Source organism: Pseudomonas sp. zfem004 (assembly GCF_032621715.1).
Lineage (GTDB): Bacteria > Pseudomonadota > Gammaproteobacteria > Pseudomonadales > Pseudomonadaceae > Aquipseudomonas > Aquipseudomonas sichuanensis.
Window position 1 is genome coordinate 43,026 of record NZ_JAVYJF010000019.1, and the last position, 12,385, is coordinate 55,410.

Consider the following 12,385-nt stretch of genomic DNA (forward strand, 5'->3'; position numbering starts at 1 on the left):
CAGGTGCGTTGAACGACCATCGCGGGGCAAGCCCGCTCCCACAAGGCACCGGGATGCCTTGTGGGAGCGGGCTTGCCCCGCGATCAGGTGGGAGGCACGCGGCCTCCCGGATACATCAGTCTTCCAGCAGCTCTTCGGCGGTACCCAGGATGTTGTCCAGGGTGAAGCCGAATTCTTCGAACAGCGCGGCAGCCGGCGCCGACTCACCGTAGGTGGTCATGCCGATGACGCGGCCTTCGAGGCCAACGTACTTGTACCAGAAGTCCGCGTGGGCGGCTTCGATGGCGATACGCGCGCCCACTTGCAGCGGCAGTACCGACTGCTTGTACGCCGCGTCCTGGGCGTCGAACACGCTGGTGCTCGGCATCGACACCACGCGGACCTTGCGGCCCTGCTCGCTGAGCTTGTCGAACGCCTGAACAGCCAGGCCCACTTCGGAACCGGTGGCGATCAGGATCAGCTCAGGCTCGCCGGCGCAGTCCTTGAGCACGTAACCGCCACGGGCGATGTCGGCGATCTGCTGGGCGTCGCGGGTCTGGTGCTGCAGGTTCTGGCGCGAGAAGATCAGCGCCGACGGGCCGTCCTTGCGCTCCAGGGCGCACTTCCAGGACACCGCGGATTCGACCGCGTCGGCCGGGCGCCAGGTGTCCAGGTTCGGCGTGCTGCGCAGGCTGGTCAGCTGCTCGATCGGCTGGTGGGTCGGGCCGTCTTCGCCCAGGCCGATGGAGTCGTGGGTGTAGACGTGGATCACGCGCTGCTTCATCAGTGCCGACATGCGCACGGCGTTGCGGGCGTACTCCATGAACATCAGGAAGGTGGCGCCGTAGGGGACCAGGCCGCCGTGCAGGGCAACGCCGTTCATGATCGCGGTCATGCCGAATTCGCGCACGCCGTAGTACATGTAGTTGCCGCTGGCATCTTCAGCGGTGACGCCCTTGCAACCTTTCCACAGAGTCAGGTTGGAGCCGGCCAGGTCGGCCGAACCGCCGAGGAACTCCGGCAGCAGCGGGCCGAACGCATTGAGGGTGTTCTGGCTGGCTTTACGGCTGGCGATGGTTTCGCCCTTGGCCGCGACTTCAGCAATGTAGGCAGCCGCTTTCTCGGCGAAGTCCGCCGGCAGCTCACCGCTCAGGCGACGCTTGAGCTCGCTGGCCAGCTCAGGGAAGGCGCCGGCGTAGGCAGCGAAACGCTGGTCCCACTCGGCTTCGACCTTGGCGCCCTGGGCCTTGGCATCCCACTCGGCATAGATGTCGGCCGGGATTTCGAACGGGCCGTGGTTCCAGTTCAGTTCCTTGCGGGCCAGGGCGATTTCGTCGTTGCCCAGCGGCGCGCCGTGGCAGTCTTCCTTGCCCTGCTTGTTCGGCGAGCCGAAGCCGATGATGGTCTTGCAGCAGATCAGGGTCGGACGGTCGCTCTTGCGGGCGGTGTCGATCGCGGTGCGGATCTCGTCGGCGTCATGGCCGTCGACGTTGCGGATCACCAGCCAGCCGTAGGACTCGAAGCGCTTCGGCGTGTCGTCGGTGAACCAGCCTTCCACTTCGCCGTCGATGGAGATGCCGTTGTCGTCATAGAAGGCAACCAGCTTGTTCAGGCCCAGGGTGCCGGCCAGCGAGGCGACTTCGTGGGAGATACCTTCCATCATGCAGCCGTCGCCGAGGAACACGTAGGTGTTGTGATCGACGATGTTGTGGCCTTCACGGTTGAACTGGGCGCCCAGCACTTTTTCTGCCAGGGCGAAGCCCACGGCGTTGGCCAGGCCTTGGCCCAGCGGGCCGGTGGTGGTTTCGACGCCAGGGGTGTAACCGAACTCCGGGTGGCCCGGGGTGCGGCTGTGCAGCTGACGGAAAGCCTTGAGGTCGTCGATGGTGACGTCGTAGCCGGTCAGGTGCAGCAGCGAATAGATGAGCATCGAGCCGTGGCCGTTGGACAGCACGAAGCGGTCACGGTCAGCGAAGTTCGGGTTGCTCGGGTTGTGCTTCAGGTAGTCGCGCCAAAGCACTTCGGCGATATCCGCCATGCCCATGGGGGCACCTGGGTGGCCGCTGTTGGCCTTTTGCACGGCATCCATGCTGAGGGCACGAATGGCGTTGGCACGTTCACGACGGCTGGGCATCGCTGAGTCTCCTGGGGCTTGAATAGATAGTGAAACGAAAAAAGGCGGCCATTTTCGCCCACTGGGGGGGCCGGGGGCAATGACGGATGGTCGCAGTCGGGCATTTTTCCTGTGTTTGGCCGGGAAAAGAGCAAAAAGCGCGGCGTGGGAGCGGGCTTGCCCCGCGATTGCGTCAGCCCTGGCACCTCCTGCGTCTGATCGGGCGCCATCGCGGGGCAAGCCCGCTCCCACGAGGGATCCCTGGAAACCACCCATCATCCAATATCAAAACTTTTTGATATTGCTATTGCGACGACAGCATCGCCTGTCTAGACTCGCGCCCCATGAACCTTCATGCGCCCATACCCGTTCAACGCAGCGACACGCTGGCCGCCCTGTGCAAGGCCAGCGGCGACCCGTTGCGCCTGAACGTGCTGCGCGCACTGGCCAGCGACTCGTTCGGCGTGCTGGAACTGGCGCAGATCTTCGACATCGGCCAATCCGGCATGAGCCACCACCTCAAGGTGCTGGCCCAGGCAGAGCTGGTGGCGACCCGCCGTGAAGGCAATGCGATCTTCTACCGCCGCGCCCTGCCCGGCGGGCGCCTGCATGCCGCCCTGCTCGACGAGGTCGATGAACTGGCCCTGGCGCAGGACGTGCAGACCCGCATCGCTCAGGTCCAGCAACGCCGGGCGGCCACCAGCCAGGACTTCTTCCTGCGCGTGGAGGAGAAGTTCCGCGCCCAGCAGGACCTGATCGCCGGCCTGCCCCAGTACCGCGAAAGCCTGTTGGCGCTGCTCGACAAACTGAGCTTCGGCAGCGCTGCCAGCGCGCTGGAAGTCGGCCCCGGCGATGGCGGTTTCCTGCCCGACCTGGCTCGGCGCTTCGCCCAGGTCACGGCCATGGACAACAGCCCGACCATGCTCGACCTCGCCCGCCAGGTGTGCGAGCGCGAAAACCTCAATAACGTAGACCTGCAGCTGGCCGATGCACTGGGTGCAACGCAGGTGCAGGCCGACTGCGTTGTGCTGAACATGGTCCTGCACCATTTCAGCGACCCGGCCCTGGCCTTGCGCCTGCTGGCCAAACGGGTGAAGGCAGGCGGCAGCCTGCTGGTCACCGAGCTGTGCAGCCATGACCAGGGGTGGGCGCGCGATGCCTGCGGCGACCTCTGGCTTGGTTTCGAGCAGGATGACCTGGCCCGTTGGGCCAATGCGGCGGGGCTGACCCACGGGGACAGCCTCTACGTTGGCTTGCGTAACGGTTTCCAGATCCAGGTCCGGCATTTCCAGCGGGCCGCTGGCGACACACACTTCGGTAAATTTTAGGAACCCCTCGAGATGAGCGAATACTCCCTTTTCACTTCCGAGTCCGTGTCCGAAGGGCATCCGGACAAGATCGCCGACCAGATCTCCGACGCAGTGCTGGACGCCATCATCACCCAGGACAAGTTCGCCCGCGTTGCGTGTGAAACCCTGGTCAAGACCGGTGTCGCCATCATCGCCGGCGAAGTCACCACTTCGGCCTGGGTCGACCTGGAAGACATCGTGCGCAAGGTCATCGTCGACATCGGCTACAACAGCTCCGACGTCGGCTTCGATGGCGCCACCTGCGCCGTGATGAACATCATCGGCAAGCAGTCGGTGGACATCGCCCAAGGCGTTGACCGCAGCAAGCCGGAAGACCAGGGCGCCGGCGACCAGGGCCTGATGTTCGGCTATGCCAGCAACGAAACCGACGTGCTGATGCCAGCACCGATCTGCTTCTCGCACCGCCTGGTCGAGCGCCAGGCCGAAGCGCGCAAGTCCGGCCTGCTGCCGTGGCTGCGCCCGGATGCCAAGTCGCAGGTCACCTGCCGCTACGAAGACGGCAAGGTCGTCGGCATCGACGCCGTGGTCCTGTCCACCCAGCACAACCCTGAAGTGTCGCAAAAAGACCTGCAGGAAGCGGTGATGGAGCTGATCGTCAAGCACACCCTGCCGGCCGAGCTGCTGCACAAGGGCACCCAGTTCCACATCAACCCGACCGGCCAGTTCATCATCGGTGGCCCGGTGGGCGACTGCGGCCTGACCGGCCGCAAGATCATTGTCGACTCCTATGGCGGCATGGCCCGCCACGGTGGTGGCGCGTTCTCCGGCAAGGACCCGTCCAAGGTCGACCGCTCGGCCGCCTACGCCGGCCGCTATGTGGCCAAGAACATCGTCGCTGCTGGCCTGGCCGAGCGTTGCGAGATCCAGGTGTCCTACGCCATCGGCGTGGCCCAGCCTACCTCGATCTCGCTGAACACCTTCGGTACCGGCAAGATCTCCGACGACAAGATCGTCCAGCTGGTGCGCGAGTGCTTCGACCTGCGCCCATACGCCATCACCACCATGCTCGACCTGCTGCACCCGATGTACCAGGAAACCGCTGCCTACGGTCACTTCGGCCGTACCCCGCAGCAGAAGACCGTCGGCGACGACACCTTCACCACCTTCACCTGGGAGCGTACCGACCGCGCCGACGCCCTGCGCGCCGCTGCCGGCCTGTAATCCTCCTACGGCGGTACAGGAAGGCCCCTGCCGAGTGATCGGCAGGGGCCTTTTTCATGAAATATTGGCTGACAACCCGGCGCGCCAAGGGTGCCCAGCCGTGCCTAGGCTGAGCATTCCCTTTCGCCACGCAAGGATGCCGGCCATGTCGTCCAGGTTGTTGCTCGTTCTGCTGTGCGCCTACCTCGCCCCGGCCAATGCCGAGGCCTGTCCCGACTGGGACACAGCGCGCGCCCGTGCTGAAGTCACCCACCTGCGCCAGACCCTGGCCCGCTGGGACGACCACTATCACCGCCAGGGCATTGCCCTTGTGGCGGACGAACTCTATGACCAGAGCCGCCAGCGACTACTGAGTCTGCAAAGCTGTTTCAACCTGCCTGGCAGTGACAGCCCGCTGGCCAGCGCACGCGGCCCCGTGCCCCACCCAATCCCTCACACCGGCGTCGACAAGCTGGCCGACGAGCAGGCGGTGCGCAGCTGGCTACAAGGCAAGAAAGATGTGTGGATGCAGCCCAAGGTCGATGGCGTGGCGGTGTCGCTGATCTTTCGCCAGGGCCGGTTGAGCCAGCTGCTCAGCCGCGGCGATGGCACCCAAGGGCATGACTGGAGCCGGCATATCCCTCGTTTGAGCGGCATCCTCCAGGAACTGCCACAGCCGCTGGACACGGTTTTCCAGGGCGAGCTGTACTGGCGCCTGGAAGGCCATGTGCAGGCCGAGGCCGGCAGCGCCAACGCGCGCGGCATCGTTGCCGGGCTGCTGGCGCGCAAGCAGCTGAGCGATGAGCAGGGCGCCGGTATCGGCCTGTTCGTCTGGGACTGGCCAACCGGCCCGGACACCCAGGCCGAACGCCTGGCGCAGCTCGACACGTTGGGGTTTGCCGACAGCCTGCGCCACAGCGTGGCGATCAGCACCTTCGAGCAGGCCGCAGACTGGCGCCAGCACTGGTATCGCGCCGCCCTGCCCTTCGCCACCGATGGCGTGATCCTACGCCAGGACAGCCGGCCACCGGCCGAGCGCTGGCAGGCCCGCACGCCCTACTGGATCGCCGCCTGGAAGTACCCGTTCAAGCAAGCGCTGGCGCAGGTCCGCGACGTGCATTTTCGCATCGGCCGCACCGGGCGCATCACCCCGCTGCTGCAACTCGAGCCGCTGCGCCTGGATGACCGGCAAATCAGCCAGCTCAGCCTGGGCTCGCTGGCGCGCTGGCAGCAACTGGACATTCGCCCGGGCGACCAGGTGGCGGTGAGCCTGGCGGGGCTGACCATTCCACGCCTGGAGCGCGTGGTGCACCGCAGCCCACAGCGCACACCGGTCATCGCGCCAGACCCGGCCGATCACCACCCTCTGAGCTGCTGGCAGGTCAGCGAGCGTTGCCAGCAGCAGTTTCTTGCCCGGCTGGCCTGGCTCGGCGGCAAGCAGGGGCTGAACATCCCGGGGACGGGGCCCGGCACCTGGCAGCGCCTGATCGACAGCGGGCGACTCACGACCCTGGCCGACTGGCTGGACCTCGACCGCGACACCCTGGCGACCCTGCCCGGTTTTGCCCAGACCCGCGCCGATCACTTGCAACAGGCCTTCGCCCAAGCCCGCCAACAACCGTTCGAACGCTGGCTACGCGCCCTCGGCGTACCGGCCCCAGCCACCCTGCAGCTTGGGCCCGACTGGTCAACCCTGGCCTCCAGAAACATTGAGCAATGGCTTGCCGAGCCCGGCATCGGCCCCGCTCGGGGCGCGCAATTGCTTGGCTTTTTCAACCATGAGCAGGTACAGGCCCTGGCCTTGCAGCTGCGACAACATGCAATCGAGGGTTTCTAAATTTCGCGGATCAGGGCAGCATTCCGCTTTCTGCTGCCCTGCCCCGAATGGAGCCCTTGATGAAACTGCTTTCGTCCCTCGCCCTGTCCACCCTGCTGGGTGTCGTCGCCAGCCCGCTGATGGCTGCCGAAGAGCAGCCGGCGCTGACTGGATGCGCGGCCAAGCGTCAGGCCATCAGCGAACAAATCGAACAAGCCCGCGCCCATGGCAACAGCGACCAGCTGGCCGGGCTGGAAACGGCCCTGGGTGAAGTGACCGAACACTGCACCGATGCCGGCCTGCGCAAGGAGCGCGAGCAGAAGGTGCTCGACGCCCGTCACGAAGTGAACCAGCGCACCAAGGATCTGGACAAAGCCATGAAGAAAGGCGACGCGGAGAAGATCAACAAGCGCAAGGACAAGCTGGCCGAGGCGAAGAAGGAACTGCAGGAAGCGGTGGACGAACTGGAGCGCTAGCCGCCCCGTCTCATGCAGGCGCGAAGCGATGTGGGAGCGGGCTTGCCTCGCGATGATGCCATCGCGGGGCAAGCCCGCTCCCACTAGGCCCCATCCTCATCTCAATGATTACGAAACTCGGTATGACAGGCCTTGCACGCCGCCTCGACCTTGTCCATCGGCCCTTTGAGCTGCGCAGCATCCAACGGCTGGCTGCGCGTCACGTCCACCAGCTCGCCGGTGACCCCTTCCAGTTGTCGGGCCAGGTCGTGAAAACGCGCCTGACGCTCCCAGACATCCGCCCGGGCACTGCTGTCGCCCTCGTCGCGCACCTGCGGGAAGTGCTGCCAGGGCTGGTGGGCAAGGCCATCGAGCTTCACCGCACCATCGGCGAACTTCGCCCCGTCGAACGACAACCGGCCACGCAGCATGCCGCCCAGGTCTTCGCTGGTCTTGAGCATCGACTTGAAGATCGCCTTGCGCTGGCCCAGCGGCGAGTTGGGGTCGACCTGGTTACAGGCGGTCAGGGCCAGGGCAGCCAGCAGTACTACGGACAATCGCTTGAACATCATGGTCTCTTCGGCCGGGAACAACGGGGCGCCAGTATCGCCGCCCATCGGCCAAAGACCAATAGCCACACAGAAAACAAGGGCGAATATTCATGTTCGCCCCGCACAGGATCACGCTCATGACATCTGCATTGCGCCACCTTGCCTGGGCGCTTCCGGCCCTGGCCCTGCTGGCCGGCTGCAACGGCGGCGAAAACGCCAAGCCCGAACCCCACGCCATCGCCACCTACGCGCCGGCCACCTGGAAAGACCTGCCTGCGGTCAGCGACGACGACCTGCTGGCCGGCTTCAACGCCTGGCGCGGTGGCTGCGAGAAACTCAAGCGCGATCCGGTGTGGGCCGCTACCTGTGAAGCAGCCGGCACGGCGACGGCAAGTGCCGAGCAGGTGCGCACCTTCCTCGAACAGAACCTGCAGGTGTATGGCCTGCGCTCTGCCGAAAACAACGCCAACGGCCTGATCACCGGCTACTACGAGCCCGTCTACCCGGGCAGCCTCAAGCGCACCGAAGCGGCCCAGGTGCCGGTGTATGGCGTGCCTGAGGACATGATCGTGGTGGACCTGGCCAGCGTGTACCCCGAGCTCAAGGGCAAACGCCTGCGCGGGCGCCTCGATGGCCGCGTGCTCAAGCCCTACGACACCGCCGAGACCATCAACCGCGACGGTGCCAAGGCGCCGGTACTGGCCTGGTTGACCGACCCGATGGACTTGCAGTTCCTGCAGATCCAGGGCTCCGGCCGGGTGCAACTGGACGACGGGCGCCAGCTGCGCCTGGGCTATGCCGACCAGAACGGCCACCCGTACCGGCCGATCGGCCGCTGGCTGGTGGAGCAGGGTCAGCTGAAAAAAGAAGAAGTGACCATGGGCAGCATCCACAGCTGGGCCCAGGCCAACCCGCAACGGGTTCCGGAGCTGCTGGCGAGCAACCCCAGCTACGTGTTCTTCAGTACCCGCCCGGACAGCAACGAAGGCCCGCGCGGCTCGCTCAACGTGCCCCTGACCGCCGGCTACAGCGTGGCCATCGACCGCAAGGTGATCCCGCTGGGCAGCCTGTTGTGGTTATCCACTACCCGCCCTGACGGCAGCCCGGTGGTACGCCCGGTAGGCGCACAGGACACCGGCGGCGCCATCACCGGCGAAGTGCGTGCGGACCTGTTCTGGGGCACCGGGCCGCAAGCCGGCGAGTTGGCGGGCAACATGAAGCAGCAGGGGCAGATCTGGATGTTGTGGCCCAAGGGTGTAGCGCTGCCCGAGGTGCCGAAGGTGCCTTGAGGGCCACATCGCGGGGCAAGCCCGCTCCCACAAGGATTGTCGATCATTGTGGGAGCGGGCTTGCCCCGCGATTTCAGACCGAGACGACAAAGAACGCCACGATCAACGCCAGCCCGGCGAACCACACGATCGAGCGCAGCGCCGCCCAATCGGCCAGGTAGCAGATGATGTAGAGCAAGCGGCTGGTGATGTACATCACCCCCAGCACATCCTGGGTCACCTGCTCGGCGTTGCCGACGATATCCGCCACCAGGACTGCGGCGGCGAAGGCCGGGAATGCCTCATAGCCGTTCTGCTGGGCGGCATGGGCCCGGCGCGGCAAGCCGGACAGCGTGTCGAGGAAGGCGCGCGGATCATGGTTGTCACGCAAGCCGAAGCGCCCGCTGCTCACTTTCGCGATCAACGCGCAAAGCGGCGGCAGGACCAGGGCGATCAGGATGCACCACAGGGCTACGGTCATGGACAGGACTCCTTGTTCAAAAATGATCGGTCAGAGCTTCATCACCAGCATGCCCGCCAGCACCAGCCCGCAAGCTAGGAGTCTCGGCCCGCCAAAAGGTTCTTTGAGGTAGCGCATGCCCAGCAGCACCACCAGGATCACGCTGAGCTCGCGCAACGCCGCCGCCTCGGCCACCGACCCCAGGTGCATGGCCCACAGCACCAGGGCATAGCTCAACAGCACGCACACTCCCACTGCCAGGCCCAGGCGCCATTGCGTGCGCCAGAACAGCGCGAACGGCGCACGCCGGGCAACACCGGCCAACAACGGAAAAGGCCAGGCACTGAGCAGGGTCAGCCACACCAGGTAGTCCAAGGGCTTGCCCCATAGCTGCACGGCCCGGCCATCGAACCAGGTGTAGCTACCGATGCACAGGCCGATCAGCGCCACCACCGGCAGCATCGACCAGGGCAACCGGTCACCGCCGCCACCCTGCCACAGCAGGCAGGCCATACCGCAGGGGATCAGCAGGATGCCGATGATCTGCTGCTGGCTCAGCGATTCACCGGCGAACGCCAGGGTCAGCCCCAGCACCACCAGCGGCGACAGCCCGCGCATCAGAGGGTAGACCAGGCCCAGGTCACCGACCCGATAGGCCTTGATCAGCAGCACGCGATACAGTTGCTCGGCCAGCGCCGACGCCAGCAACCAAGGCCAGATTTCGCCCGGCGGGAAGTCGACGAAGGCCACGGCCAGCACCGCGAACACCAGAGCCACCAGGTCCATGCTGGCGATCACAAGCAGGCGCTCGCCGCTGAATTTGATGAGGGTGTTCCAGGTGGCGTGCAGCAGGGCTGCGATCAGAACGAGGGAGGTTGCCAGCACGCCTTTGCGTCCTTGTCTTGGTTTTGTGGCGATCACTATATAGCGACAAGCCTGCACTGGCCTCATCGCCGGCAAGCCGGCTCCCACAGGGTCAGGTGGGAGCCGGCTTGCCGGCGATGAGGCCAGTGCAAGTAACCCAAGACAGCAGCACCACAGTTAACACCACAGAGCCATAACAGGAACCATTTCTACGAATCCGGTCATAAGGTGTGTCCCGAGCGCCGTGCCAGATCATCCAAGAACTGCCCGAGCCATTCGGGTAACGACTTGGAAGCCACTGTTACAGGATTCGGGATGCTTGAATTAGTTGCCGCGTTTATCTGCCTCACCACCCTCCTCACCTATGTGAACTACCGCTTCATCGGCCTGCCACCCGCCATCGGCGTGATGGTCACGGCGCTGCTGTTCTCCCTGATGCTCCAGGGCCTGAGTCTGATCGGCTTCCCCGGCCTTGAAGAACGCGTCGAAGGGCTGATGAACCAGATCGACTTCAACGACCTGCTGATGCACTGGATGCTGGCGTTCCTGCTGTTTGCCGGCGCCCTGCACGTCAACCTTGCCGACCTGCGCAGCTACCGCTGGCCGATCGGCCTGCTGGCCACCCTCGGGGTGCTGATCGCCACCGTGGTGATCGGCTACCTGGCGCACTGGGTGTTCGGCCTGTTCGGCTGGAACGTGCCACTGATCTACTGCCTGCTGTTCGGCGCGCTGATCTCGCCGACCGACCCGATCGCCGTACTCGGCGCATTGCGTACCGCCAACGCGTCGAAACCCCTGAAGACCACCATCGTCGGCGAGTCGTTGTTCAACGACGGCACCGCGGTGGTGGTGTTCACCGTGCTGTTGGGCATCATCCAGCTGGGCGAAACGCCGAGCGTTGCCGACACGGCCCTGCTGTTCGCCCGTGAAGCGATTGGCGGCGTGGTCTTTGGTGGCCTGATCGGCTATGCCACCTACCGCATGATCAAGAGCGTCGAGCAGTACCAGGTAGAGGTGATGCTGACCCTGGCGCTGGTGATCGGCGGCTCGGCGATGTGCTACGAACTGCACGTCTCGGCGCCGATCGCCATGGTGGTGGCCGGCCTGATCATCGGCAACCTGGGGCGCAACCTGGCGATGAACGACATGACCCGCCGCTACATGGACGGGTTCTGGGAACTGATCGACGACATGCTCAACGCCCTGCTGTTCGCCCTGATCGGCCTGGAGCTGTTGCTGCTGCCGTTCAACTGGCTGCACCTGGCGGCGGGTGGCGTGCTGGCGGTGGCGGTGCTGGCCTCGCGCCTGCTGACCGTGGCGCCGGCGATCGTGCTGTTGCGCCGCTGGCGCACGGTGCCGCAGGGCACCATTCGTGTGCTCACCTGGGGTGGTTTGCGCGGGGGCGTTTCGGTGGCGCTGGCGCTGTCGTTGCCGATAGGCGAAGAGCGCGACCTGTTGCTGTCGATCACCTACATCGTGGTGTTGTCGTCGATCCTGGTGCAGGGGCTGACCATCGGCAAGGTGGTGAAAGGCGTGAGCGAGCAGGCCTGATACCACGCTGGGAGCAGGCCTTCGTGGGAGCGGGCTTGCCCCGCGATAGTGCCAGGCCAGGCAACGCCATGGCCGGGCGGGTGCCATCGCGGGGCAAGCCCGCTCCCACGTTGCCCACTTGGGTTAGGGGGTCATTCCACCGCGCTGTCCGGGAACTGGTCCTGGATGTACTTGATCTCGGTGCGCCCGTGCGGTGCCGGCTGGCCATCTTCACCCAGGTTGACGAAGACCATCTTGTCCACCGTGAGAATGGCCTTGCGGCTGATCTTGTTGCGCACTTCGCACTTGAGGGTGATGGAGGTGCGGCCAAACTCGGTGGCGGTGATGCCCAGCTCGATGATGTCGCCCTGGCGCGAGGCGCTGACAAAGTTGATTTCGGAAATGTACTTGGTCACCACACGCTGGTTGCCCAGCTGGACGATGGCATAGATCGCCGCTTCCTCGTCGATCCAGCGCAGCAGGCTGCCGCCGAACAGCGTGCCGTTGGGGTTGAGGTCTTCGGGTTTTACCCATTTGCGGGTGTGAAAGTTCATCGTGACTCCTGACCTGCCAGTTTGACGTGCGGTAATGATGGCAGACCGGCGAGTCACGCTCCATTTACCATCGACTATCGTCGCGATTAATCGACAGAAAGTCTTGGGTGTGTCACACGCGCACGGCTATAATCGCTGCCGATCAAAATGGCCCCCCGCAGTGGTGGCCATCCCGCCACCCGACCGAGGGGCGCTGCAGCAGGTTCGTCCTGTCAGGCTCGGTTGGGGCGTTGTCCGCCACGCGGACGCTCAACGCACAACGGCGCCCATTCGCACACTACGAAT

Annotated in this window: 11 protein-coding genes and 1 riboswitch; of the genes, 6 read left to right on the forward strand and 5 right to left on the reverse strand. The window is 65.1% G+C overall.

The window, feature by feature from the left end; all coding sequences use genetic code 11:
* Positions 1-115: 115 nt before the first annotated feature.
* Positions 116-2,113 (reverse strand): transketolase, encoded by a 1,998-nt coding sequence (gene tkt, locus RTH46_RS19785; RefSeq protein ID WP_316906401.1) that lies wholly within the window; start codon positions 2,111-2,113, stop codon positions 116-118.
* A gap of 323 nt (positions 2,114-2,436) precedes the next feature.
* Here tkt and RTH46_RS19790 point away from each other — a divergent pair, with 323 nt between their 5' ends.
* The 4 genes from RTH46_RS19790 to RTH46_RS19805 all read left to right on the forward strand — a co-directional run bounded on the left by RTH46_RS19790 (position 2,437) and on the right by RTH46_RS19805 (position 6,894).
* Entirely contained in the window at positions 2,437-3,420 is a 984-nt protein-coding gene (locus RTH46_RS19790; RefSeq protein WP_153788397.1) for an ArsR/SmtB family transcription factor, read from the forward strand.
* A 12-nt stretch (positions 3,421-3,432) separates the two neighbouring features.
* Positions 3,433-4,623 (forward strand): methionine adenosyltransferase, encoded by a 1,191-nt coding sequence (gene metK, locus RTH46_RS19795; RefSeq protein WP_110994171.1) that lies wholly within the window; start codon positions 3,433-3,435, stop codon positions 4,621-4,623.
* Positions 4,624-4,768: 145 nt separating this feature from the next.
* Positions 4,769-6,439: an NAD-dependent DNA ligase LigB gene (gene ligB, locus RTH46_RS19800; protein ID WP_316906402.1), complete on the forward strand. Its 1,671-nt coding sequence runs from the start codon at positions 4,769-4,771 to the stop codon at positions 6,437-6,439.
* Between the two features lie 59 nt (positions 6,440-6,498).
* Entirely contained in the window at positions 6,499-6,894 is a 396-nt protein-coding gene (locus tag RTH46_RS19805; RefSeq protein WP_153788395.1) for a DUF1090 domain-containing protein, read from the forward strand.
* Positions 6,895-6,995: 101 nt separating this feature from the next.
* On the opposite strand, the gene RTH46_RS19810 is transcribed toward RTH46_RS19805, so the two are convergent.
* Entirely contained in the window at positions 6,996-7,442 is a 447-nt protein-coding gene (locus RTH46_RS19810) for a cytochrome c (protein WP_316906416.1), read from the reverse strand.
* Between the two features lie 119 nt (positions 7,443-7,561).
* On the opposite strand from RTH46_RS19810, the gene RTH46_RS19815 reads away from it, so the two are divergent.
* The gene (locus tag RTH46_RS19815) at positions 7,562-8,713 is read left to right on the forward strand and encodes a murein transglycosylase A (protein ID WP_153788394.1); all 1,152 of its coding nucleotides are present in this window, start codon (positions 7,562-7,564) and stop codon (positions 8,711-8,713) included.
* 73 nt (positions 8,714-8,786) lie between these two features.
* Here the strand turns inward: RTH46_RS19815 and RTH46_RS19820 are convergent, their stop codons facing one another.
* Together RTH46_RS19820 and RTH46_RS19825 are read right to left on the reverse strand one after the other, a co-directional pair.
* Positions 8,787-9,173: an MAPEG family protein gene (locus RTH46_RS19820; RefSeq protein ID WP_125860750.1), complete on the reverse strand. Its 387-nt coding sequence runs from the start codon at positions 9,171-9,173 to the stop codon at positions 8,787-8,789.
* Positions 9,174-9,203: 30 nt separating this feature from the next.
* Positions 9,204-10,037: a DMT family transporter gene (locus tag RTH46_RS19825; protein WP_316906403.1), complete on the reverse strand. Its 834-nt coding sequence runs from the start codon at positions 10,035-10,037 to the stop codon at positions 9,204-9,206.
* Positions 10,038-10,331: 294 nt separating this feature from the next.
* Here RTH46_RS19825 and RTH46_RS19830 point away from each other — a divergent pair, with 294 nt between their 5' ends.
* The gene (locus tag RTH46_RS19830) at positions 10,332-11,567 is read left to right on the forward strand and encodes a cation:proton antiporter (protein ID WP_279847972.1); all 1,236 of its coding nucleotides are present in this window, start codon (positions 10,332-10,334) and stop codon (positions 11,565-11,567) included.
* Between the two features lie 131 nt (positions 11,568-11,698).
* On the opposite strand, the gene RTH46_RS19835 is transcribed toward RTH46_RS19830, so the two are convergent.
* Entirely contained in the window at positions 11,699-12,100 is a 402-nt protein-coding gene (locus RTH46_RS19835; protein WP_125465821.1) for an acyl-CoA thioesterase, read from the reverse strand.
* A gap of 179 nt (positions 12,101-12,279) precedes the next feature.
* A riboswitch (S-adenosyl-L-homocysteine riboswitch) is annotated at positions 12,280-12,375 on the forward strand.
* The last annotated feature ends 10 nt before the right edge of the window (positions 12,376-12,385 follow it).

What these genes read in the sequence shown, in the direction of transcription:
- RTH46_RS19810 (WP_316906416.1), bottom strand. Translation starts at nt 7,442, where the DNA reads ATGTTCAAGCGATTGTCCGTAGTACTGCTGGCTGCCCTGGCCCTGACC.
- RTH46_RS19820 (WP_125860750.1), bottom strand. Translation starts at nt 9,173, where the DNA reads ATGACCGTAGCCCTGTGGTGCATCCTGATCGCCCTGGTCCTGCCGCCG.
- RTH46_RS19805 (WP_153788395.1), top strand. Translation starts at nt 6,499, where the DNA reads ATGAAACTGCTTTCGTCCCTCGCCCTGTCCACCCTGCTGGGTGTCGTC.
- metK (WP_110994171.1), top strand. Translation starts at nt 3,433, where the DNA reads ATGAGCGAATACTCCCTTTTCACTTCCGAGTCCGTGTCCGAAGGGCAT.
- RTH46_RS19830 (WP_279847972.1), top strand. Translation starts at nt 10,332, where the DNA reads ATGCTTGAATTAGTTGCCGCGTTTATCTGCCTCACCACCCTCCTCACC.
- ligB (WP_316906402.1), top strand. Translation starts at nt 4,769, where the DNA reads ATGTCGTCCAGGTTGTTGCTCGTTCTGCTGTGCGCCTACCTCGCCCCG.
- RTH46_RS19835 (WP_125465821.1), bottom strand. Translation starts at nt 12,100, where the DNA reads ATGAACTTTCACACCCGCAAATGGGTAAAACCCGAAGACCTCAACCCC.
- tkt (WP_316906401.1), bottom strand. Translation starts at nt 2,113, where the DNA reads ATGCCCAGCCGTCGTGAACGTGCCAACGCCATTCGTGCCCTCAGCATG.
- RTH46_RS19790 (WP_153788397.1), top strand. Translation starts at nt 2,437, where the DNA reads ATGAACCTTCATGCGCCCATACCCGTTCAACGCAGCGACACGCTGGCC.
- RTH46_RS19815 (WP_153788394.1), top strand. Translation starts at nt 7,562, where the DNA reads ATGACATCTGCATTGCGCCACCTTGCCTGGGCGCTTCCGGCCCTGGCC.